Source organism: Ruegeria sp. HKCCSP351, assembly GCF_017872535.1.
In the GTDB taxonomy this organism is placed as follows: domain Bacteria; phylum Pseudomonadota; class Alphaproteobacteria; order Rhodobacterales; family Rhodobacteraceae; genus Ruegeria.
The window spans coordinates 286,379-310,069 of the sequence record NZ_JAEDOV010000006.1; the positions used below are offsets into that span (position 1 = coordinate 286,379).

The window sequence follows — 23,691 nt, forward strand, 5'->3', positions numbered from 1 at the left end:
TTTACTTCGATGAATGTACCTTTATGATACACATATCCACTCATGAGACAAGTTTATCATTAAGGAACATCGGTGTGGCCCCTCGAACCAATCAAAAGAACAGGACTAGAGAGGCGTTGCTGGCGGCGGCACGTGAGCTTATGTCAGAGGGGGAAAATGTGACGCTTGCCAAAGTAGCAGAGCGCGCGAAAACCGGTCGGGCAACGGTATACCGGTACTTTTCCGATCCCGGCGTGTTGGCCCTCGACGCGACCCTCGACATAGAGGTGATGCCGACCGCAGAATTGCTGGAAGGACTTGAGGATGTACGCAACCGTGTGCACGCGGTTGCGCGCTACTATCTGGATTTCTCCCGCAAACATGAGGCTTTCTTTCGCCAGTTTCTGGCTGAATCGCTGAAGGCATCACTGCAAGACGGCACTGTCAAAATGCGTGGAGCGAGAAGGGTCGCGGCATTTGGAGAGGCCCTTGAACCCGTTTGCAGCTCGATGAAACTGAGCGATTACAAAGATCTGACACTACGTTTGGCCATGACAACAGGCATAGAGCAGTTTGTGATATTGGAAGATATTCTGCGCGTAGATCAGCAAAAGGGGTACCGGCTACAAGAAGGTCTCGTGGACGCGCTGCTTAACCAGTACCTGCCGAAAGTGTGAAACGCGCCAGCAACGCAATTTCGGTTAGATGGGCGCTTTTTAGCTGTGCAGATGCTCAGCTAAACGTGTTGCAATGCAGCGAACGACAGCTTTGTCCGGATACTGTTGAAAAACTCTGCTTGAGCGATGCTTTGGCTGCTGATTCAATTCTCTTGAGTTGCAGGAGAGTTGCTGATGATGGGACCGAGGCAAGTTGCGCAGGGTGCGCTGTTCTACGAGTTCAGTATTGAGGATCACGTTCCGACGGATCACCTTTTGCGCGCGATCGACCGGTTTGTAGACCTTGTTGACATGCGCCGACATCTCGCGCCGTTCTACAGTTCAACAGGCAGGCCCTCGGTTGATCCCGAGCTGATGATCCGAATGCTGATTGTGGGCTATGCCTTCGGTATCCGGTCAGAGCGGCGGCTGTGTGAAGAGGTGCATCTGAATCTGGCGTATTGCTGGTTCTGTCGCCTCGATCTGGCCGATCCGGTGCCCGATCATTCCACCTTTTCCAAGAACCGACATGGACGTTTCCGGGACAGCAACCTCTTCCGGCATCTGTTCGAGCAGGTGCTGGCGCGCTGCATTGCCGAGGGACTGGTCGGCGGCGAGAGCTTTGGAGCAGATGCTTCGCTCATCAAGGCTGATGCCAGCCGCTATACGAAGGTGGACTTCTCGGAATGGTCTGCAGCAGATGCTGCAAACCGGGCGACGCAGGAATACCTTGATACGCTCGATGATGCGGCCTTCGGCGCTGCGACACCGGTAAAGCCGAAGGCGATCTCGCCCGCCGACCCGGCCGCGCGGTTGACCGGAGCCAATGGCGACAGGCCCTTCTTTGCCTACAGCACCAACTACCTGGTCGATCTGGACCATGCGATCATCGTCGATGTCGAAGCGACTGCGCCGATACGTCAGGCGGAAGTGGGTGCCGTGCGAGACATGCTGGTGAGAACCCAAGACCGTTTCGACCTGCACCCATGGCTGCTGGCCGCAGACACGGCCTATGGTGCGGCGGAGATGCTTGGCTGGCTTGTGAAAGAGCAAGGTATCGAACCCCACATCCCGGTCTTCGACAAGTCCGAGCGCAAGGACGGCGCGTTTCCTGCCACCGACTTCACCTACGATCCGGACACCGATGCTTACAAATGTCCCGGCGGGAAGGAGCTGAAGCCGTACTGGCGGAACATCTCAAAGGGGCGCCCGGCGTTCGGCAAGGATGGCTTCAAGAAATACTACGCCCGGAAACAGGAATGCGCGGCGTGTCCGCTGAAGCCCCGATGCACGCCCAACCAGGCGACCCGGAAAATCGCCCGATCCAGGCATGAAGACGCCCGCCAAAAAGCACGGGATATCGCGAAGACCGATGCCTATGTCGTCTCCAGCTACGCCAGAAAGAAGGTAGAGATGCTCTTCGCCCACCTCAAACGCATCATCGGCCTCGACCGCCTCCGCCTTAGAGGACCAAACGGCGCCAAGGATGAGTTCCACCTCGCAGCAACAGTCCAGAACCTCCGCAAACTTGCAAAGCTCAGACCAATCTCGGCGTGAAGAGCCGAGCAGGAAGACTTCAGCCGCTATTTCCGCCGCGCTTACACATCGACTTTTTCAACAGCATCTCCGCGAAGCAGACGCTCCACCAAATTTGCCGACTGTCCGCTTCGAGCCCTGAACGGTCTTTCAAAACAGGAAATAACACCTGAGCTACCGTGGCTCTCTGCGACCGATTTTATGCTAAAGTAAGCAGGCACCAATTGGAGATTGTTAGCTCGGAGCAACGGAGATGGAACGCAAATTAGCGGCCATTTTGGCCACCGATATAGTCGGTTTCGCGGGATTGGTATCACGCGATGAAAGCGGAACATTAGCTAAGTTGGTTCGACTAGAACGTGAAATCATCGGCATGCAGGTGGAAGCAAACCGGGGTCGTGTTTTTAAGTCTACTGGCGATGGGTTTTTGGCTGAGTTCTCGAGTGTCTTTGAGGCGGTCAATTGTGCAATCAACATTCAAAGAGCGTGCGCGCGCGAAGCACGTCAATCGAACAGTGACGACCCACTCATTTTACGCGTCGGAGTTTCGCTCGGTGATGTTGTTGTGCACGGCGATGATATTCTCGGCGAAGGCGTAAACACTGCCGCACGGCTTGAGGCAATAGCGGAACCAGGTGGAATCGCGGTTTCAGGAGAAGTAATGGCGCAAATAGCGGGCAAGATAGACCTTCCGCTGGCAGATTGCGGTCACAAAAGACTCAAGAGAACTGATAGTCCAATACATGTCTACATGACCGTTTCAGAACCCGGAGAAGAGGGAGGTTTTCTGGATTTTGATGAAGATGAATTGGCCAAAACCTTAATAACTGGTGGCTGCATCTGTGGGTTGGTCCGGTATGAAATAAACGCGCCTGCCATAAGCACGGGGTATTGCCATTGTAGTTGTTGCAGAAAATTTTCTGGTTCAGCAGTTAATGCATGGGCGGCCTTTCCCGCTTCTGCTGTTCGATTTCTCACCGAGGAACCTCGATACTTCGCAACTACGCCGATAGCAAATCGTGGTTTTTGTGCCAGATGCGGGGCAAGCCTAACTTATAAGCTCGTGAAGCCACGAGAAACGGCCTATCTGGTCCTGCATACTTCAAGCCTCGACCAACCAGAAAACTTTGCTCCTTCAGTCCACTCCGGAATAGAAAGCAAAATGCCTTGGTTTGATATTTTGGATGATTTGCCGCGGACAAGATCTTCAGACTCCAGAGTTTTGCAAGAAGCGTGGTCAAGTGTCGGGCTACCAGACCCTGAGACTTGGGGACCTTTGGCTAAGCCGCCTGTAGTGTTTTAGTGATCGAGCGATTTCTGCTTTGTCCCGCTTTGCCGCCTTCGGGCAACGCGTCACTCTTGCACGCGCAGCGAATGGCCGGTTCGGTGAAGCTGCTCTGCAGCGCTTGGTGACTTGGTGAAGGTCCGGACTGGGCCGTCAACGCTTGTGGCGTGCGATGGGTTTGGGGAATATGCTGCGATCGATCTAATGGCGGCAGAGAGCCCATTTTGACCAACGCTGCGTAACGTTCGAATGGCAGGAATTCGAATGAAGCAGACATGGTGCAATTGGTGAGCATTCGGTCTCAATGCCGTTGAGAGAAACTCAAGCGGTCGCAATGCGAAATCACACTCCTAACTTGGTGGCTTCCAATTGGCTTGTCTCATGGCGTCACCGAGGTCTTGCCCGTATTTCGGATTTGCAAAAAGTTTCTCAAACAGCGCATCCACGCGGCTGTCCGGCCACTCGCGTGACAGTTGTTCTGATAGAGACTGAGCTTGAGCCTTATTCCCCAACATCTGATGTGACGCCATTAGGTAAGCAACAGAGACAGGTCCGACAGGGCCACCTTTTTCCGTTACTCGTTCAAAGGCTGACACAGCACCTTCATAGTCCTTCAGATGGAATTTTGCAGACCCCATTGCGTTCTGAAACACATAAGCCCGTTCTAGCTCAATTTTTGAGAGTGCGTCCTCGCTAATCGCTACGACTTGTTCAAATGAACCGGAATATAGCAGGACCAGCGACACGAACTCCAGCACATGGACGTCGTGTGGTGCCAAACGCTGTGCTTGTTGTGCAAATTCAATGGCGTCAATCCAGTTTCCCTTGGCAAATTTGACCCAGGCCATTGCGGCTTGGCTCCACCCAGTTTCCGGAGCCAATTCGATGGCCCTTTTGGCCTGAGTGTCAGCGTAGTTCAACATGTCCCAAGCGAGGTCGACGTCGGATGTCAGCACTGCAATTGTGGCGGCGACTTGTGCAGCGCCTGCATAGCCGCCGAAATAGCTGTCGTCGTTTTCAATTGCCCCCTTGAATATGGTCAGGGCCGCTTCAAGACGCGCAGGTTCTAAAGCCGGAAAGATCAGGTCCCGACCAGTATTGGCCAGATTTACAGCCTGTAGACGCATTGGGGATGCGTTAAAAATTGCGCTGCGCTCGTCACGGCTCAGGCCATCTACGGATAAATCAGTCGGAAGATCCTGCTTTGTCGAGCTCATCCAAAAAACAATCGCAACACAGCCTAAAATGATAATCCCGACAATCCTAACACTTGGCCGAGCCCATGCGCGCGCACTGGTTTCCAGCTCTGAGAATCTGGGCTGTGCCGTTTCGGAGCAGCTTTTCAAAATCCGAGGTGCGTAACCACCCTTTGGCAGTTCAAACACCGTTTTCTCGTCCTGCCCGTCGGCAGCGTAATACTCAGCAAGCTTTCGGCGCAGGCGACCAGCATCGACCCGAACCACGTTTTCACGGCGCGACATCTCTGACAGGGTCCCACCATAAACATCCATTGCGATGGTCTTGGCACGAATATCATCGGCCCGACCATTGAGCGACTCTTCAACCACATACACCAGAAAGTCCTGCAAGCGCTGCGAACCCGCGAAAGTCGAAGACCTGATAAGCCGCTGAAGTGCCGCCCGAACATCTTTTGCAGCAGGCGACCCGCTCTCATTCAGTGGAGAAGATGTGTCTTTGGTTAAACCCATATTTTCAGTAAGTTACGCATCTGATTACACCGTATTATGCCCCGATATACCTATTGTTAACAGTGAATTCGTCCAACACTCCCCTAAACCAGCTGATCCATTGTACGAGCTCCGAAATGAAAGGCATCGCCCTTGATATCCTGTTTCCGAACCATCAGGCCGCGATTGTGGACCTAAGGCGGGCGGACACCGTTTTCGATGAAATCTGCCGAGACTATCAGCTTCTAAGTGACGAGTACCTCTCCGTGAACACTGAGCCGGGAAGTCGGTCGTACCCGATTGCCCGCGACATCCGCGAGTCTTTGGATGGTCTTCGGGATGAAATTGCTGAATCGCTGCGGCGTGCAGGGAAGATATAATTCAAATAGGGGAAGGGAAACCGATGAGATCAATATTGAAACATGCCACAGCCATGGTGCTGATTGCTGGCGCGGGTTTTGCCCAAGAAGCGCCTATCATACACGACGGCGAGTTCGAGTTTCTCCGCGCGCAGTTTGGCGAGCAATGGGATGCTCAGGATGCGGAGATAGAAGTTAAGCTTGCCGAGATCCGTGACGCGAATGGAGGACAACCACCCAACATCCTCTACATTCTGATTGACGATGTGAGTTTCGGTCAAATGGGCAACCGGACGATGAACTATGTCACCGGTTTCGATACGCCCAACATCAATGACTTTGCCACAGAAGGCATGTCTTTGATGCGAATGTACACGGAGCCATCCTGCACACCGACTCGAACGGCGATGTTGACCGGTCGACATCCGGTGCGCGCGGGCGTGGAAGAGGTCAAGGTCGCCCTGGTCGGCGAAGGTCTTGGGTCCGAGGAGGTCACCATCGCCGAAATCCTCAAGGAAGTAGGGTACAACACCGCGCACGTCGGGAAATGGCACCAAGGCGATATTGAACAGGCCTATCCGCACAATCAGGGCTTCGACTGGGCGGCTTTTCCCTTGCATCAGCAGGTTCAGCTGAGCTTGATGACACGTGATGCGATGGTCGCCAACAATATGCTTGGTTACCATTGGTCAGGGCAGTCCAACCAGTTTCAATTGGACGAGCGGTTCAAACCCTATGGCCTTGTGACCGGCGTAGAAGGTGAAGCGGGTGGTCTGGCTCGCGAAGTCGAAATGGAGCCCGGCGAAGAATGGACCCAGGCGAAATACGAGGAAATGAACTTGCGCTATCAGCGTCAAGCATTGGAGCAGCTGGAGCGGCTGGCTTCGCAGGACGCGCCATTCTTTATGCAATACTGGCCACTCTATCCGCTGAACTTTGCTTATCCTGATCAGGCCGTATCCCGCAACGGCGGCTTCCATGCGGACAAATTGCAGGTTCTGGACGGTTGGATCGGCGAGGTTTTGGCCAAGCTGGATGAAACCGGCAAGGCGGATAATACCGTCGTCATGATCATGGCTGACAATGGCTTGATGTATCATTATGAGGGGACCTCCGGCCTGAACCAACTGATCTATCGCGGCGGAAAGACACAGCACCTTGAAGGCGGTGTGAGAACTGATGCGTTCATCCGGTGGCCCGGTGCAATCGAAGCGGGCAGTGCGGCAGGTGACATCGTTCATGTCTCGGATTTGTTTTCTACATTTGCCCGGATCGCAGGCGCGACAGACCACATTCCACGCGACCGGGTAATTGATGGAATCGATCAGACGGCATTGTTGCTCGAGGGAGAAGGCAATTCGCGCCGCGATTACGTCTATGTGTACGAAGGGCCAGTATTGCGTTCGGTGGTGAAGCAAGAGTTCAAGATGCATCTGCCAGCCCCCGGTCAGCCAGGCGCGGCGGCCCCTGTCTTCAATGTCTATCGCGATCCCCGTGAAGAACATCCGCTTGTCGGGTATTCACTGTGGTCCGGGGCGTCTTTCCAAGACATGGTAAAGCGCCATCAGAAAACCATCGTGAAGCACCCTCACAAACCGCTCGGCAAGGGTGTCCCTTATGAAGGAATTGAAAATCTCAGGCCCGAAAGCGAATTGGCCCGAGAAGTCTTTTCAAGCTGGCAATGACGAACTTGAGACGGCGGTGCCTATCCTGCGCGACTCGCAAATATCCAAGGGATGTGAAGTGTCAATCTTTCGAGTTCTGTGAAACGTCGGAAAGCGTTGTCAGCTTTGAGTAGCTTGCTGTCCTTGGTGGACAGATGAGCCGCGGCAGCTTTGTCCGCGATGCGTGAGTTTGTCGATCGCTGGATTTCGCAGTCGCAGCTAAAGTCCGGTCTGGTGGGCCGCACCGCAGCGATGCGCGCCCTCGGTCAACGGCAGCAAAGGGCCGTCCGCGAAGACGGCCCACTCCGGACACTCACCGGTTTCCAAGTTTCTGCGGCACTGCCCGACGAACCTGCCGTTCGCTGCGACCGCAAAGATTAGCTTTTGCCAAGCGTCGGCAAGCCCACCGCTATGAACTCCAGCCGCTGCCGGATCTCGCTGACCGCCACCGCGCAGCCGGAAAACCGAGCAAGTTCGTAATCAGAGCAGTCGCTCGAAAGCTTGTCCCCCTCGCGAATGGGCTGTGCCGGAATCGAAGGAAATGGGCACCTCCGATTCCGTCACCGATACAATTGCTAGAGCGCAAAAAGGGGCTGGACGACACAAATTCCGGACAAGTTACTTATCCTTTGGCCAACCTGCCGCCCTTAACTGTACGAGTACAGTATCTACGTGTTCGTGGCTCGCGTAGAACTTGCTCAATGCGGCCTCTGGTTGAAACACGGGCCAGGTGCGTGACAACTCCGCGAGAAGTTTCTGAGCCTCGGCAGTCTGCGCATTTGCCTGGTATGATGCAGCCTTGTAGACCAGCGTCAGTTCACTGACGGGAGCGCCTGACGCAATCGCGGAATCGAAGGAAGAAACAGCAGTTTCGTAGTCGCCAAGGTGAAAACTGGCGACCCCATGTATGTTCAGGTTTGCCTGGTGCGACCCCGCATCTCTGCGCGGCGCGTCAGGCGCCGATATCTTTTGCGCTTCCGCAAAACTCCCTGTCAGCAATAGAATGAGCGCATAGAAGTTCAAAACCCGGCCATCTAAATCGCTGAGCAGATAGGCCCGGTTAGCGAGCGTTGTTGCGTTTTCAAAATCCCCACTGGCAAAGGCCAGCCAGGCTTGGGACGAAATGCCCCAGCCGTTGGTCGGGTCAAGATCGACGGCAGTGCCGGACATGAGTGACGCCGCCTGAAGCATTTCCTGACGTTGCTTGAGGTCCGGTGCCAAAACAGCCAGAGTGGACAAGCTGTGAGCTGCTCCCGCATACCCGCCTGCATACGCAGGATCGATGCGAATGGCCTCTTCAAACAACTTGAGTGCTGCGGTTTGAAGTTCGACATCCGCGATCGGGAACAGCATTTCACTGGCTTTTGCTGTCATGTTCGAGGCCTGCAACGTCGCCATGGACTTCTCTGCCAGCGCCTTGCGTTCCTGCACCGCGCGCCCCTGCACGTTTATGTCCGCCCTGTCCGGGCTCGGGGAAAAATCGATGCCACGTCCAATCGCCCATACGAGCAGAGCCGCAGCGAATAGAGCAATAGCTGCTATCGGAATTCGCAATTGTGCGAGGCGTGATTTGTCCGGCTTCTGAGTATCTTTGTCTCCTTCACGAAACTCGAACCTGGGAACATAGCCGCCGCTATCGATGTGGATCACGACTACGTCATCACTGCCTTGCGTGGCGTAGTAATCTGACAAGGCGCGGCGCAATCGGCGGGCATCGACCCGCACGATATTGTCGCTACCATCGGCGGGCTGACGCCCGTAAACGTCCTGGGCGATGATCTTCCCGACGATCTCTTCAGGGTGGCCCAGCAGGCTTTGTTCGACCACGTAAGTCAGAAAACCCTGTAGGCGGGCGGAGCCGGACAGCTGCGGACTTTGCAGAATGTTCTTCAGCGCAATTCGAATGGATTTTTCGTTTTCCGGCGTCATGAAGCGAATCCTTGCCCCCATTCAGTCATGCGCTAAGAAAAACATTCCAAAACAACCGTCTAGAAGAATTTCTCCGGTGCGTTTCACGTCACCTTTCACCGTATAACCCTTGTTCCGACCTTTCAACCACAAGGAGGATTGGTGAGATGGGCTCTAATGACGAAAACCCAGCGGCCTACCCCGCTCAGGCAGAAGAATGCCTGCCAAAAGCGCGCGACTCGATCAAAAGGTTGCGCGCGACGGACGCCATCTTTGCAGAGATTTGCGACGATTACGAGTTGCTCGTGCGGGATTTGCACGGCCCGTCGCAGTGTGATCATGCCTCGGAAGAGGATTTGCAGAAGGCACGCGAGCTTTTGCTGGAGAGTTTGAAAGGCCTCACAGACGAAATCCGCGCCGCGCTCGAAAAAGCTTCGCGCAGGGTCGGAGGGCCCCGGGGATTCGACAGCACCAGTTCGAGCCTACACCAATTTTCACAATCTGGAGAAGACACATGAAACTGAAATCAGGCAAGGCATCATGCAGTGCGTTGGCACTTGTGATGCTGTCGCTGACCGGTGCGCATGCCGAAAGCGGCAAGATCATTCATGATGCCGAACACTATGTTCTCGAAGCACAGCATGGCGAACGCTGGGCTGCCGAGGACGCGTCACTTCAGGAGAAACTGGACGCGCTGGAGGCCAAGTTCGGCACCAAGCCCAACATCATCCACATCATGTGGGATGACACTGCGGTGGGTGAGGTCGGCATTCCGGAAATTCAGGCGGTGCGCGGGTTCGAGACGCCAAACATGAACCAGATGGCCGATGAAGGCATCAACTTTATGCGGATGTACACGGAACCCGCCTGCACACCCACGCGCGCCGCGTTCCAGACCGGTCGCTACGCTGTACGGAGCGGAATGCACACCGTTTCCTTTCCGGTCGAGTATTCCGGCATGGATGCCGAGGAAGTGACCATTGCAGAAGTGCTGTCGAATGTCGGCTACAAGACTGCCTTCTATGGCAAGTGGCACCTCGGAGACACAGAGTTCTCTTATGCCCACAACCAAGGCTACGACGAGGCGTTCTTCACCCCCTACAACCAGGTGCCTTCGATGTGGATCCCGCAGGCCGAGGCGGGAAACATTATTACGGGCATGTATCCCGACCTCTATGCCGAGGATAAATACGAGATGGACAAGTCGTGGCAACCGCTGGGACAAGTCTGGACATTGGAAGGCACCAAGGGTGGCGAAACGTTCGAATGGGGCCCGCCGCCGAATATCGAAAACTACTGGGATATCGAGATTGAATCCCAGCGGCGGGCACTGGCCTTTATCGACAAGAGCGTAGACGAGAAGAAACCGTTCTTTATCGCCTATCACCCGATTGCCACGGCCTTTTTCCCGGATCCACGCAACCCTCAGAAAGTGTCCGCAAACAAGAACATCCTTCAGGAAGCCCTGGTCAAGATGGACGTGTTTGTCGGAGAATTGTTCGATTATCTGGAAGACAAGGGCATTGCCGAGAACACACTGGTTGTCGTGATGGCGGACAATGGACCCTTCATTCACTATGGTCCCCGGGGCATGGTCGAGACCCTTTACACCGGTGGCAAGGGTGACTTCACCGAAGGCGGCGTGCGCGTTCCCGCAATTGCCAAGTGGAAGGGTGTGATCGAACCCGATCAGATCGTGGGCGATATTCTGCATGTCAGCGATCTGTTCACCACGTTTGCCCGCCTTGGTGGCGCAATGGACCAGATCCCCACCGACCGCGTGATCGACGGTGTCGACCAGACATCGCTGTTCATGAACGGAGACGGCTTCAGCCGCCGGGACTATGTGATGATCTACCAGGGGCCGAACCTGGCCGCAGGCGTCAAAGGCCGGTTCAAGCGTGACTGGAAAAATGCGACCCCCGGTCTTTCCAAGAACGAGTTCTATGATCTCTACACAGACCCGCGCGAAAAGAACGGGGAGATGATCGAGATGTTCCACGTCAAATCGATGTTCAACCGTCAGCGTGCGCGGCACGAGATGTGGATGCAGGAATATCCAAACCGTCCGGATGCAACCCCTGGGCCGGCTTTGACGGGCATTTCGAATGAACGTCCGGAAACCCGCAAGCTCTATACGTCTCCGGTCGAGACGGACAAGCTGCCGTTCACGCCACAGCAACTTGGCAACTACCCGCTGCCCTTCGCCGGTAGCGATATGTAAGGCAGTTAGGCACCGGTGCCGGTGGGCTCCGGTGCCACTTTCCAAGTCCACGACAATTCTCAAACAGGTCAGTGAAACAACTCATGCCCTTTCGCAGGACAATGTGTTTACTGGGTGCCGGCTTGATGCTGATGACCACCAACGCGAACGCACAGTCGGATGACGACCTTGCCAAGCAACTTGCGAACCCCATCGCGTCCTTGATCTCGTTGCCGCTGGACTTCGTCTATGACCAAGGGCTCGGCCCATCGGGAACGGGCTCTCAAACCGCATTCGTGGCCAAGCCGGTCATCCCATTCAGCCTCAACGAGGACTGGAATGTCATCTCTCGAACAATCATTCCGTATGTGTGGCAACGGAACCTGACGCCGGGGACCAGCAACAGTGGTTTCAGCGATGTCACCCAAAGCTTCTTCTTCTCTCCGAAAGCCCCCACCTCTGGCGGTGTGGTCTGGGGCGCCGGTCCGGTGTTTCAGATGCCGTTATCCACAAGCAACGGGCTTGGCCGCAATGCGTGGGGTGCGGGCTTGACAGGTGTCGCACTCAAGCAAACGGGTGGATGGACCGTTGGGATGCTGGCCAACCATATATGGGACATAGATGGCAACTCTGCTCAGCAAAGCACGACATTCCTGCAGCCGTTCGTGAATTTCACGACACAGGATGCGTGGACCTATGCGCTGAATACCGAAAGCACCTACGAGTGGGTCGCGGAAGAGTGGAGCATTCCGATCAATTTCAAGATCAGCAAGCTTGTTCAACTTGGCCGCCAAAGGGTCAGTCTTTCCCTCACGACGCGCTACTGGGCGCAAAGCCCGGCCGGTGGGCCGGATGGCTGGGGGACGACCTTCGGAGCGACTCTGCTTTTTCCCAAGTGAACACAACAATAATGATGCTAAAAGGAGAGCCTAATGCCTGATCGACGCACTATTCTGAAAGCCGGATTGCTGACTTTGGCCACTCCTGCAATCCTTGGAGGACGTGCCGCCCATGCCCAGGGCAACGGTTTACCGATTACAGTTTCCAGCTACAGGCTTGACCGGACTCAGGCGTTATTCGACGGGCGCGTTTCGATCGAGGGGACTAACACGACATTTGTCGAAGACGCCATAGGCGACATGAACACAGCTGCCTTCAGCGGCAAGGGGACGAATGAGGTTACGGAATTGGGGCTTCATCCGTTCATGCTGGCGCATGCAAACGAAGGGTTCCGCGATTACGCTTTGCTGCCTGTCTTCCTGCTGCGCCAGTTCCGGCACAAGAGCGTTTTTGTCAGGACAGATGCGGGCATTGCCACACCGCAAGATTTGCGTGGCAGACGGGTTGGCACGCCGGGGTATTCATCGACTTCGCTTACGTGGATCAGAGGCATATTTCAGGAAGAGTATGGCGTACGCCCAGAGGAGATCGAGTGGGTTGTCGCCAACAAGGACAGTTCCGCAGGCGAAGCAGGCAAGATTTCAGAGCAGGAGCAACAAGTGCCGGAAGGGATATCCATTTCCCAGGGAACGCCGGGGCTGGACGAATCCGAACTCCTGCTCGCCGGAGAGGTGGACGCCTTGTTTCACGCGGCAACCCCAGCGGCCTATGTGCAGGGCGATCCGCGCATCTCGAGGCTTTTCCCGGACTTTCGCAGCGTCGAACAAGACTATTACCGCCGCACCGGCGTGTTTCCGATCATGCACGTGCTTGCGATCCGTCGCGACACGGCCTCGGAACATCCTTGGCTTCCCCGGGCGGTTTTCGACGCCTATTCCCGAGCCAAGTTTGAAGCCTACAAGATCAAGGATCGCCTGACATGGGCCGCGGACATGCTGCCCTGGTACAGCCAAGAGCTTGAGAACACTCGCGCGCTGATGGGACAAAATTTCTATCCGTATGGCATGGAGCAGAACCGCCAAACGCTTGAAACTCTATTCCGATACTCCAATGACCAAGGCCTCGCCTCCCGGACATTGAGTGTTGAAGAGACTTTCCTCGAAGAGAGCCTGGAGTATTTTGAGGACTCGACCTAGCGTATCGCCGATACATTTGCCTCATGAAGTGGCTTGTTCAGGCGGTCATTTTTTGATCTCGCTTCATTCTTCGCTTTTGAACCTGGAACAGGCAATTGAGCCTATTTTTCGCGCCTCATAGGCTAGAATGGCCGCTTTCGCTACTTGCGTGAGTTCACTTTGCACCCGCAGAGAATGACTGCATTCCGCCCTTCTTACCGAATGCTGCGCCCAAGGCCGATGACCGCAACGGGCTCTGAGCCGACATTCGCGGTTTTGGCTGACGGTGCTGACAGTGCAGACGGAAACTGCGTGTTGGTTTTCATGATGGGGTAAGAGTCGGCTTCAGGAAGCGTCAGAATGGGTGCGCATTGATAGCTGATCTTTGCTCTCTGGCGTAGCACCGTTGTAGCACCGGGTGAGGATGCCTTAAACGCAGAAAGCGCCCCTTGGGGCGCTAAGTGTTTGATATCTGACTGGAAGTATTGGTTGCGGGAGTAGGATTTGGCCTATACCGAACGTTAACGGAACTATTAATCTAAAAAACCATCTCTACGCATTCCCTGTCTGTTTGAAATAATGGCCGCTTTGGACGAAAAAGTGACAATCAAGAAACCCGTTTCAAGGTCCGTACTGAGCCCAAGGCGGAAGTTCGTTCCGGAAGTTTCTTGCCCAGAAATAATTGATCCGCATTCTCGGGTCCGGCGGACTGCTATCGGCTCGCTCTGATGGCTACGCCCGGAAAGATATCCTCGACAAGTTGTCCTCCGGTCACGACAGGTTGCCCGTTGACGATAACATGCACAAAGCCTTCCGATGGCAGGCTGTTGGTTCCGGGCGTGTATCCTGCAACTCCCTTTACAGTGTCCGGGTCGAAGATCGTGATATCGGCAAATGCACCGGCTTGCAGTCGTCCGCGTTTGTGCATCTCCGGAGCAAATGGCTCCAGAAACTTCGCTTGTATGAAACCGGTCTTGGCGATGATTTGCGGCATTGTCAGACTGCCGTCGTCAATTGCTATCCGCAAATAGGCACCAAAAGTCCCAGCACTGCGCGGATGGCCGTTACCGACGCCGAAAGGGGCTGCAAAAGGCAGCGAGGCACCTGCGTCATCAACCAGTGGCATGCCGTCGCTTGCAATGATGATGTCGGGGTGAAGAACTGCAGCTAGCATGTCCTTTCGCATGATGTGCTCCATCAGAAAGAACCCATCGGGCCGTTCGCTGCGATACTTTTCAAAGGTCTCTTCCGTCAACGTTTCGCCGGTCTCGACCCAGATCAGATCGTCGTAATCCATGCCTGTGCGCTCCTGCCAGCCTTCGGCGAGAATTTCCGCTGCGATGAAACTTGATCCTCTGACGTAAGGAAACGCCTCTCCGAGAATATTGCCGCCGTTGCGGTTGGCCGCTTCGATGATATCCAGCGCCTGCTCCGTCGCGGACAAGGCGTTCGTGGGCACATGGTGCAGCAAAATCGACACGTCATAGGCCATGCCGAGCGCCACAAACTCTTCCTGACCAAGCACGCCACTGGGCGAGATGATGCTCAGATATCTGGGATGCGTCGTGAGGAAGCTGCCCTCCGCAGCGGCAAGTTGCGCCATACGCGTGACACCCTCGCTTTGCGCATTCGGGTAGTACCCCACCATCACTCCGATGCCGATCCCCCCTTCTTCCACGCCCTGTCTCACCAGATCGTCAATCTGGTCCAGTTGCGCGTCGGTGGCCCGTTGGACAGCCCACAAGTTCCCCGTAGCGCCTGCTTTCTGAAGGGCGTGGGTCATCATCGGGCTGCCTTGCGCATCGATACCGTCCATCACCATCAGGCGTGCCGCGGCATGAGACACCGAAACACCGTAGTTGGACAGGGACACGCCAGCCTTGGCGGCGAAGTAGTCAGACACCGGCAACGCCCCCGCTTCGAGGTCCATTTGTGTGGTGCGGCCATCGAAAATCGAGACTTTCTCGCTATACCGGTCTTGCCCATGCGCATGCAGGTCGATGAAGCCCGGCGCTGCGATGAGGCCTGTTGCATCGATCACCGAAGCGCCGGTAATCGGCTCTGGTGTCACAATCGCGATTTCATCGCCGGTGATGCCAATATTTCTGACCTGATCAAGTGCGGTCTCGGGATCGACAACGCGCGCGCCTTCGATGACAAGGTCATAAGTTTGCGCATGGGCCAGACCGACCGACAACGACAGAACAGCGGCGGCAATAAAGTAGCGCATGCAGAGTACTCCCCAAATCGAACCAAGGTCTGTTTATCCGCTTCCGCAAAAAATGTGGATGAAAGAATGTAATGTCGGGTTCGTCCGCAAAGCAGACTTTGAGCGATTTTCCCCAAATGACCGATATGCGGGACTTTGTTGCCGTTCCCTGCGCTGACTGATGGGTCCGTATTCTGCGCAAAGCCGACCTCGGGGCTCCACGAGTATGGACCGCAATGCGAACGCTTCCAGACATTTGCATAGGGTTCCTGCACCTACGTGACCGACCCAGATATGGCCTTTTGGTTCGTCGCTGCGAACGGCGGCTCCTACGCTTGTTGCGAGATCCTAAAAGTCTCGACTCAGTAGCGTTGGCTCAAACGGCGACTTTCGAGGCCAAGCGACCTAGCGCGGGTCCGACGCGGCGAACTGGCTGGGCGAAAAGCCTGTCTGAGCGTTGAAGGCCCGACTGAAGTTGTTTGGGCTCGAATAACCAAGATCCAATGCGACGGCTGCAACCGACACATCGCCGTGACGCAGAAGTTCTTTGGCACGCTCTATTCGAGAGTTGTTCACGATGTCCCTGAACCGAACCCCATCCAGCATCAATCCTCGCTGCAAGGTTCTGACCCCGATATCCATGCATTCTGCGGTTCTTTCGATGGACACCGAACCCTCATAGATCTGCAGTCGCACCATGGCAGCTACCTTGTGGGGCAAAGTCTTGGGCGGGCCACCAACTCTCTCTCGAGCAATGTCCTCGATAGTCGCTTTCGGTTTGGCCTCCGTGGCGGTCGTCCGCAAAAGTTTGCTGGAAAAGACAACTCCCAATGCAGGTTGATCCCAATGGACTGGGCACCCGAAGACTTCCTCGGCGCGATCTCCTGCGGACGGTTTTGAAGTATCGATCATCAGCCGCTCCGGCGACCACGCTGGTCCAAGGTAGTGCCTGAAGACGCTGAGAAAGACGCCTACTGCCGAAAAAGCGACGTCGGAATACGCACTATGTGATCGCAGTCCGAAGCGATATCCATACCATGCACGGGCGCCGTGTGTTTGAAACTCGATCAGGTCCGCACTCGAGTGATACGAGATCGCCTTTGCAGTTCGCACGAGAGCCGCTCCGAGGTTTGGCGAGGACAGAACGTAGTCTCCCCATGCCCCGTAATCCGCGACGGTGAGATGCGGTGCCCAGAGCAGGCCGATATTCTCTTCCCCAGCGGAACGCCCGACCTCTTGAATGAATGTCGCGAGGGCGTGTTTCGGGATGTAGCCATCGCGACTTTCGATGAAGCGATGGGGCAAACCGGATCGCTTCAACGCTCGTTCAAGCGGTTTTTGCCCGCAGGTTTCAAGCGTGAATTGCGGCATCGCACCAAGCGCCTTGGCGGAGATCATGGGAGGGTCTGCTGGCATACAGGTTTGCTTAATCGTGATTCTGTCGTGAAATGATACGCCGATCTCGCAGCGATATGCCAACCTATGCTCTCGATTTGGCTATTGGCGGGAGGCGAGACGCAGATGACCATAAGTACAAATATGGCAACCAGGCAGGCTGCTCGTGGGCTGTATGCAGGCGTTGCACTTTCAATTCTGGCTGGGCCTGTTGTGGCGGAGATGTCTGAAATCGCCCGCGATACCGTCGTCCGGCGCTCCTGCGAGGCTGCGATCTGGGCGATGCCTGCCGTTGGCGTTTACGATATCGAGTTGGCGATCCAGCGCGATGCGGGGGCCGACAAAGGCGTGATCGCTTATATGAGCGAACCGATGGACAGCCGACACGGCTTCCTGACGGCCAACGACGTGACACCGTATGTATTTGGCGGTGGATACGCGGTGGATGAGCCCGTTGTCATCGATGTTCCGTCAGCCGGAGAAAAGGCGGCATTCTTTGGAACGATCACGAACGCCTGGCAGGTTCCGTTGGCAGATGTTGGCACCTCGGGCGATGATGCGGGCGAAGGCGGGAGGTACCTCATCGTGCCACCGGGATATGACGGCGACCTCCCGCAAGAGGGCTACTACATCTATCCGTCCAACACCTATGGCGTTCATTTCGCCTTCCGCCCTGTAGCAAAGGATGGTGGCACCAGCAAAGATCAGGCTGCCTACGCCCAGACCCTTCAAGTCTACCCCTTGTCCGAGGTCGACAATCCGTCGCCAACTGAATTCATCGACGTAAAGGAGAACCCGATCAACTCGCTTCCCGTGTATGACATGACGTTTTTTCACGACATGAACACGGTCATCCAGCGCGAGCCGGTTCTGGAGCAGGACAAGGTCATGATGGCGATGCTGGCCTCGCTTGGTATGGTGCGCGGCGAGCCGTTTGAACCGGATGAGGAAATGCAGGCCGCGATGCTGGAAGGGCTGCAATGCGCCTATGACACCATGCAGGAGCATTTCATCACGCGCTCGGTCGTTCCGCTCTGGGAAGACCGCAAATGGGGAGTCTGGGCCTTCGCCGAGGGTCAGCCGGAAGCGGGTTTTCCTTATGTGACCGATGAAATGGTGCTGATCGATGACCGCGCGGGCGGTTCGTATTCGTGGATCACCTATCTGCCGAAGAAGCTGGGTGGCGGGACTTTCTACCTTACAGGCCTGACCGACAGCGATGGAGATATGCTGAACGGGCAAGACAGCTACAAACTCAATGTTCCCGCCGACACGCCCGCTGAGGATTTCTGGTCGGTCATCGTCTACAGCATGAAGTCCAAGGGCTTCGTCGCAGGCAATGAGCGCGTGGGCCTGGCAACGCCAAATCTGCCGGACATGCAGGTCAATGACGACGGCTCGGTTGACGTCTATTTCGCGCCAACGGCTCCGGATGGCCTCGAAAGCAACTGGATACCGACCGGCGAGGACTTCTTCTTGCTATTTCGCCTTTATGGGCCAGCGGAAGGATGGATCGAAAGCGGATGGCAACTGCCGGACGTCGAGAAAGCAAACTGATTTTCTGACAGGAGAAAAAGATGAAACGCACATTTCTTGCCGGATGCGCGGCCCTTGCCGTAACAGCGAACATGGCGCTTGCGGAAGGCGGCGATGGCCGCTTCCTAGAGAACGAAGAGTTCAACACGATCATCGGCAACTTCACCTTCGAGAAGGGATTTCCGACCGCTGAGACCACCGAACGTTTGTTCCAGATCCGGACGACCTATCGGGTGATGGAAGTGATCCAGCAAAACGTCTTTGGAGCCTCGCTCTATGCGATGCGCAAGGGTTACGCAGATTTCGGTGCAGGAAAACCTAATCAGGTCATTGTGTTCAAGGACCTGATGGACGCCAAGTCCGAGTTTCTGACAGCCAACAATACAACCGTCTATGCGATGACTTTTCTCGACCTTAACACAGACGGTCCGACAGTGGTCGAAGCGCCTCCCGGCATGCTTGGTTTCTTCAACGACATGTGGATGCGCTATGTTGGCGATGTTGGAAATGCGGGGCCGGACAAGGGCGAAGGCGGCAAATTCCTCGTGCTTCCGCCGGGATACGAGGGAGACGTACCGGATGGGTACTTCGTTTTTGAATCCAAAACCTACGGGGTTTGGCTGGCGCTCAGAGCCTTCCTGGTCGATGGCACGACCGATGCAGCCAATTCGCTGTACGAGCAATTGAAGATCTACCCGCTGGCCCAAGCGGACAATCCGGAACCCACCGAACTAATCGATGGTTCAGGACAGGAAATCTGGACAGTTCATTCCGAAAATTATCACCTCCTGGAAGAGCTTGGGCACCTCGTCGAAGAAGAGCACCCGGACGCGCTGGACGGGGCGCAGAAATTTCTGCTCGCCTCCATCGGCATGGAGTTCGGCAAGCCATTCGATCCCACGCCGGAAGAGAAGGCCATCCTTGAGCCAGCCGCCATGGCGGGCGCGGCGCTGCTTCGGGCCAATATGTGGAACTACGTTGGCGACGACAAATACATCTACGAGGATCGCAAATGGTGGAACCCGTTTGTTGGCGGCGTCTACACCTTTGACCCGAACGGATACCTCGACTACGACGCTCAGGCCTTTTTTGCAGCGTATGCGACAGGCGTGACACCGGCCATGGCGAGCAAAAACGTGGGTATTGGGTCGCAATATTTGTGTACCCATACCGATGGCGAAGGTGTTCCGCTCGACGGTGCGAAGACGTACAAGCTGACAGTTCCAGCTGATGTTCCTGCGAAGGATTTCTGGTCTGTCGTCGTCTACGACAGCGCAAACCGCTCGATGATGGCAACATCACAGCAATTCCCTGCGCTCAGCAGCTACGACGATTTGGCGCAGAATGAAGACGGAACGGTCGACCTCTACTTCGGCCCAAAAGCGCCAGAAGGTATGGAGTCGAACTGGGTCGAAACTGATCCGAGCAAGGGCTGGACAGCCATCGTGCGCCTGTACGGCCCGCTGGAGCCGTTCTTCGACCAGACCTGGAAGATGAACGATTTCGAACTGGTGGATTGATATTCCCTGAGACAACCAACGGGGTTTGCGGGGCGAGCTATGGAAGTAAGGGCGACGTGGGCACTTCCATGTCGTCCTCTTTGGCATGCCCTGCATCTCGCCGTTAGACGGAACCGCAGGGAATGCAGGCTCGCCTCCCTTCCTACGGATTGCTGCAGTCGGCACTGTGCGCTGCTTTCGGGCGCGAAGCTGTCATCGGAACGGTTCCATTGGATGTCTGAAAAGTCGGCAATCTACCAGTTTGATCAGACCGCAGCATTCGTGACTTTGGGCTCGATGCGGCCATTCTCTGCGGCTTGCATGATTGGCTGGTCGCAGTCCCTTAGCGGGCCTTCAACATACGAAGATTGATAGACCTCCTAACAAGAGAGAGTATCACTTCGCTTGTTGGGAGAGGCTGATAACGCGAAAAACCTGCACAGAGTGGCCGATGCCCTTCAGTTCCCGTTCTCCCAGTTCTTGGGTCTCCACATGTTCTTCTATGTCTAGAAGCGCTCGTTGGTTTAAAAGGATCTGCCCATCGCTGGCAAAATCGCAAAGCCTTGATGCGGTATTCACAGCACCACCGATTGCAGTGTAGTCGGCGCGACCATGAAACCCGATAAGCCCAAGCGTCGCGTAACCACTACCGATCCCAATACCCAAACCCATCGCGTGTCCGAGTTTCTCCCAGGGTGCTCGTATTCCCTCGAAAGCTTCGCTTATTGCTGTAGCCAGCTGCACGGCTTGCAGTACGGGCTGATCGCAGGGAACCGGATCATTGAAGAAGACCATCAATCCGTCTCCTGCTCGGTATCCGATTGTTCCCTTGTGTTGGGCAACTAAATGACCAACCTCATCGTGGAAATGCTGGAGAAGGGTAATGACATCTTCCGGCTCAATCGCCTCGGAGATTGCTGTGAAATTCCGGATGTCGCAAAATAGGCAAGCGATGTATTGACGATGGGTTTTAAGAAGCTCGTCAGAGTTTTCTTCTACGACAAGCTCCGCAACTTGAGGCGCAAGGAATTGTTTGAGACGCCCCAGCCTGTCAATCTCGCTTTCCTGGCGCTTTACTTTCTCGGTCAGTCTTTCGTTTAAAGCCTCTATTTCATGTGTCTGGTTGCGAACTGTGTGGTTCAAAGCGTCGAGTATAAAATTCTGGTTTAGCAAAGCCGCGATCACCAAAAGCACATAGGCAAGCGCTTCGACGCGTTCATCATAGCCGAGGTACAGTGTGACAATCAGGATGAGCGCAGCAATCCCACCAAGGACGAGCGGAAGCTCCCTGGCATGCCGTTTCCGGTCTCTCCATAAAAAACCTACCGCCAACAATGCGAACACCCACATGAGCACCGCTTGCGCATGCGGGTTTATGGAAGGCGCTTCGTAGCCAATCAAATAGGTCAGCAAAATCCCGGAATAGCACGTGGCCAAGGACGCCAGAGCAGCAAGGACAGCTCCGATCCCGATTGGCATCGAAATTTTAAACTCCTCAGTCGCCATGCCCATACCGTCGGCTACAGCACGCGGCGAGGGTTCCGTGACGGAGTCATTTATGTGTTCGGGATCAGGCATGGTCCTCGTTTGCGCTTGCTTACTGGTAGAGTACTTTTGAATTGAGATTGCGTCAAAATCGCATACCTGCATGGGGAAGTTGGGGTTTCACCAAATCAACTACGATCAACGAAACAATCTCATGCTTCACAGAACAGACTTGCAATCACCCGTCTGGGCGTAGTCACCTAGGACATGGGGATGGAGGAAGCCGATGACACGATGGAAGTTGGTGGTCTGTATCTTGTACACGCTGACCCTTGTTGCTTGCGCCTCCAAAACTCGCACATATGAAAAGACGGTATCGGCTTCGCTGCCGGTAGACTCGCGTACAGCTCTTAGTCGGGCGGCCAATCGGCTTGGGGACCCCAAAGACGGTCGGTCGGGCGTTAAGCTGATCAGTGACGGCGAAGAAGCTCTTGTCTCGCGGCTGTTGCTGGCTGCGGCGGCCGAGAGAACGATAGACGCGCAATACTACCTTCTGCACAACGATCCAACGGGTCACCTATTCGCTGCAAGTCTTTTGCAAGCGGCAGATCGGGGTGTTCGTGTCCGATTGTTGCTGGATGACATGGATACGTCCAGCTATGACGCGATGACTGCCGCGTTGGACAATCACAAGAATATTGAGATCAGGCTATTCAATCCGTTCTGGCGGGAACAAAGCCTTGTGATCGCAGGTCTGACAGATTTCAAACGCATCAATCGCAGAATGCACAACAAGTCCATGACGGCAGACAACGTGTTCACGATTGTGGGTGGGAGAAATATCGGTGCCGAATACTTTCTCGCACGGGAAGAAATGAACTACGCTGATCTGGATGTACTGGCCGCTGGCCCTGTTGTACGCGAGGTGTCGCGAAGCTTTGACTCATACTGGAACAGTGAGTTTGCCGTTCCGGCTCGCGTGGTTGTTGGAGAACCCCAGGAATTTGACCTAAGCGATGCGCGAAGCAGGTTGAATGAACTGGTCGAAGAAGCGAAGCAAACCCAGTACGGTGCTGCCCTCAGAAAGTCAGCACAAGAGAACTTTGCAGATGGGGCCTTATCTTTGGATTGGCTGCCTGCGAAACTTTATGCTGATCCGCCTTCAAAAGCCACCGGTCTCGAGAACTCAGGTCCCGTTCTTGCATCTCAATTGCTTCCGTATTTTGAGAATGCCAGCAGTGAAGTGAACATCGTGTCCGCCTATTTCGTTCCGCGCAACAAAGGTGTGCAATGGCTGACCGAACTGGAGAAACGTGGGGTCGACGTGAAGGTCGTAACCAATTCACTTGCATCTAATGACGTCGCTCCCGTTTACGCGCACTACGCCAAGAAACGCCGTGTACTTTTACGCGGAGGAGTAGAACTCTACGAGTTGCGACCGGACGCCTATCAGTTACAGCGCCGCGGTATTAACTGGGCTCAATCGAGGTCAGGTCTACACTCCAAGGCATTTGCAGTTGATGACCGATACTTGTTCGTAGGGTCGTTCAACTGGGACCCGCGATCTGTCAACATCAACACCGAGATGGGAGTTCTGATTGACTCACCAGCATTGACTGCACAGACCATGGGTGCCTTGGACCACGCGCTACCCGCATACACATATAATGTGACGCTCGAGAAGGCTGGTCAGCTTAAATGGACGACACGAGATAGTGATGGCAACGTTATCGTTTATCTATCAGAGCCGACAGGATCGACATGGGATCACATAGTTGCTGGATTTCTAAGTATTTTACCAATTGGTTCACAGCTTTAGGCTTTTTGGCAGATAGCCGACGCTACCAGAAGACACCGGCTTGTAATACGGCAGCTTTGAGTCGAAAACGTCTGCTGATTGTTTCCAGCCTGTCATTTTGTTTATCCGATATCGAGAATTTGCAAAGTCCGCATTCTGCGCATCGCCGACGTTGATGGCGACCGCAGCATCGGTCGCTATGGGCTCGAAGCGGACAGTCGGCAAATTTGGTGGAGCGTCTGCTTCGCGGACATTTCCGCCGGTCGCAGATGCGGCAAAATCGGCCTCCGCGCGACGGCCGAATTTCGTAGCTGATCGCCGCACCACAGCGCGATTTCCGGAAAGCGGCCGTTCAAAATAGTCAAAATGGCCGAAATCCAAACCGGACCTTCTCCGCGTCGATTTCGAGCGTCTCATATGCGGATGGGGTGGATGGCGTCTGCAGCCAACCGTCGCGCTTTGCGGCAAACTGCAGA

Annotated in this window: 19 protein-coding genes; 13 read left to right on the top strand and 6 right to left on the bottom strand. The window is 55.1% G+C overall.

The annotated features are described in order from the left end of the window. Window positions 1-23 precede the first annotated feature (23 nt). From I9182_RS14485 to I9182_RS14495, 3 genes are all read left to right on the top strand, one after another. Window positions 24-656: a helix-turn-helix domain-containing protein gene (locus I9182_RS14485; RefSeq protein ID WP_280922677.1), complete on the top strand. Its 633-nt coding sequence runs from the start codon at window positions 24-26 to the stop codon at window positions 654-656. A gap of 174 nt (window positions 657-830) precedes the next feature. After that, window positions 831-2,192 carry an IS1182 family transposase gene (locus I9182_RS14490; protein ID WP_209598741.1) on the top strand — a complete coding sequence of 454 codons (1,362 nt, stop codon included), beginning with the start codon at window positions 831-833 and terminating at the stop codon, window positions 2,190-2,192. A gap of 232 nt (window positions 2,193-2,424) precedes the next feature. Then, entirely contained in the window at window positions 2,425-3,474 is a 1,050-nt protein-coding gene (locus I9182_RS14495) for a GFA family protein (protein WP_209598742.1), read from the top strand. Window positions 3,475-3,806: 332 nt separating this feature from the next. Here I9182_RS14495 and I9182_RS14500 read toward each other — a convergent pair whose 3' ends face one another. After that, window positions 3,807-5,165, bottom strand: coding sequence for an adenylate cyclase (locus I9182_RS14500; protein WP_209598743.1), 1,359 nt, complete (start codon window positions 5,163-5,165; stop codon window positions 3,807-3,809). 116 nt (window positions 5,166-5,281) lie between these two features. Between I9182_RS14500 and I9182_RS14505 the strand changes: the two genes are divergently transcribed. Continuing rightward, a complete protein-coding gene (locus tag I9182_RS14505; RefSeq protein WP_170448978.1) occupies window positions 5,282-5,524 on the top strand; it encodes a hypothetical protein in 243 nt (80 codons plus the stop codon). Window positions 5,525-5,559: 35 nt separating this feature from the next. Then, window positions 5,560-7,188, top strand: a complete 1,629-nt coding sequence (locus I9182_RS14510; RefSeq protein WP_245222650.1) for a sulfatase-like hydrolase/transferase — start codon at window positions 5,560-5,562, stop codon at window positions 7,186-7,188. Window positions 7,189-7,785: 597 nt separating this feature from the next. Here the strand turns inward: I9182_RS14510 and I9182_RS14515 are convergent. After that, the gene (locus I9182_RS14515; RefSeq protein WP_209598744.1) at window positions 7,786-9,096 is read right to left on the bottom strand and encodes a hypothetical protein; all 1,311 of its coding nucleotides are present in this window, start codon (window positions 9,094-9,096) and stop codon (window positions 7,786-7,788) included. A 146-nt stretch (window positions 9,097-9,242) separates the two neighbouring features. On the opposite strand from I9182_RS14515, the gene I9182_RS14520 reads away from it, so the two are divergent. The 5 genes from I9182_RS14520 to I9182_RS14540 all read left to right on the top strand — a co-directional run bounded on the left by I9182_RS14520 (window position 9,243) and on the right by I9182_RS14540 (window position 13,629). Further along, window positions 9,243-9,593 (top strand): hypothetical protein, encoded by a 351-nt coding sequence (locus I9182_RS14520; protein ID WP_209598745.1) that lies wholly within the window; start codon window positions 9,243-9,245, stop codon window positions 9,591-9,593. Next, window positions 9,590-11,299, top strand: coding sequence for a sulfatase-like hydrolase/transferase (locus tag I9182_RS14525; RefSeq protein ID WP_209598746.1), 1,710 nt, complete (start codon window positions 9,590-9,592; stop codon window positions 11,297-11,299). Before I9182_RS14520 ends, I9182_RS14525 begins: the two co-directional genes overlap by 4 nt. 125 nt (window positions 11,300-11,424) lie before the next feature. Beyond that, on the top strand, window positions 11,425-12,177 hold the full coding sequence (locus I9182_RS14530; protein WP_245222651.1) for a transporter: 753 nt from the start codon (window positions 11,425-11,427) through the stop codon (window positions 12,175-12,177). 33 nt (window positions 12,178-12,210) lie between these two features. Beyond that, window positions 12,211-13,314: an ABC transporter substrate-binding protein gene (locus tag I9182_RS14535; protein WP_209598748.1), complete on the top strand. Its 1,104-nt coding sequence runs from the start codon at window positions 12,211-12,213 to the stop codon at window positions 13,312-13,314. A 174-nt stretch (window positions 13,315-13,488) separates the two neighbouring features. Further along, window positions 13,489-13,629, top strand: a complete 141-nt coding sequence (locus tag I9182_RS14540; RefSeq protein ID WP_209598749.1) for a hypothetical protein — start codon at window positions 13,489-13,491, stop codon at window positions 13,627-13,629. A 376-nt stretch (window positions 13,630-14,005) separates the two neighbouring features. On the opposite strand, the gene I9182_RS14545 is transcribed toward I9182_RS14540, so the two are convergent. Next, window positions 14,006-15,523: an amidohydrolase family protein gene (locus I9182_RS14545; RefSeq protein ID WP_209598750.1), complete on the bottom strand. Its 1,518-nt coding sequence runs from the start codon at window positions 15,521-15,523 to the stop codon at window positions 14,006-14,008. A gap of 384 nt (window positions 15,524-15,907) precedes the next feature. Further along, window positions 15,908-16,900, bottom strand: a complete 993-nt coding sequence (locus I9182_RS14550; RefSeq protein WP_209598751.1) for an AraC family transcriptional regulator — start codon at window positions 16,898-16,900, stop codon at window positions 15,908-15,910. A 123-nt stretch (window positions 16,901-17,023) separates the two neighbouring features. Between I9182_RS14550 and I9182_RS14555 the strand changes: the two genes are divergently transcribed. Both I9182_RS14555 and I9182_RS14560 read left to right on the top strand, forming a co-directional pair. Then, window positions 17,024-18,454 (top strand): DUF1214 domain-containing protein, encoded by a 1,431-nt coding sequence (locus I9182_RS14555; RefSeq protein ID WP_209598752.1) that lies wholly within the window; start codon window positions 17,024-17,026, stop codon window positions 18,452-18,454. Between the two features lie 20 nt (window positions 18,455-18,474). Next, window positions 18,475-19,953 carry a DUF1254 domain-containing protein gene (locus I9182_RS14560; RefSeq protein ID WP_209598753.1) on the top strand — a complete coding sequence of 493 codons (1,479 nt, stop codon included), beginning with the start codon at window positions 18,475-18,477 and terminating at the stop codon, window positions 19,951-19,953. Window positions 19,954-20,328: 375 nt separating this feature from the next. Here I9182_RS14560 and I9182_RS14565 read toward each other — a convergent pair whose 3' ends face one another. Beyond that, complete coding sequence (locus I9182_RS14565; protein WP_209598754.1) at window positions 20,329-21,510, bottom strand: adenylate/guanylate cyclase domain-containing protein; 1,182 nt, start codon at window positions 21,508-21,510, stop codon at window positions 20,329-20,331. 193 nt (window positions 21,511-21,703) lie between these two features. On the opposite strand from I9182_RS14565, the gene I9182_RS14570 reads away from it, so the two are divergent. Then, window positions 21,704-23,236 (top strand): phospholipase D family protein, encoded by a 1,533-nt coding sequence (locus I9182_RS14570; protein WP_209598755.1) that lies wholly within the window; start codon window positions 21,704-21,706, stop codon window positions 23,234-23,236. Here the strand turns inward: I9182_RS14570 and I9182_RS14575 are convergent. Continuing rightward, window positions 23,225-23,596, bottom strand: coding sequence for a hypothetical protein (locus I9182_RS14575; protein ID WP_209598756.1), 372 nt, complete (start codon window positions 23,594-23,596; stop codon window positions 23,225-23,227). The genes I9182_RS14570 and I9182_RS14575 overlap by 12 nt on opposite strands. Between the last annotated feature and the right edge of the window lie 95 nt (window positions 23,597-23,691).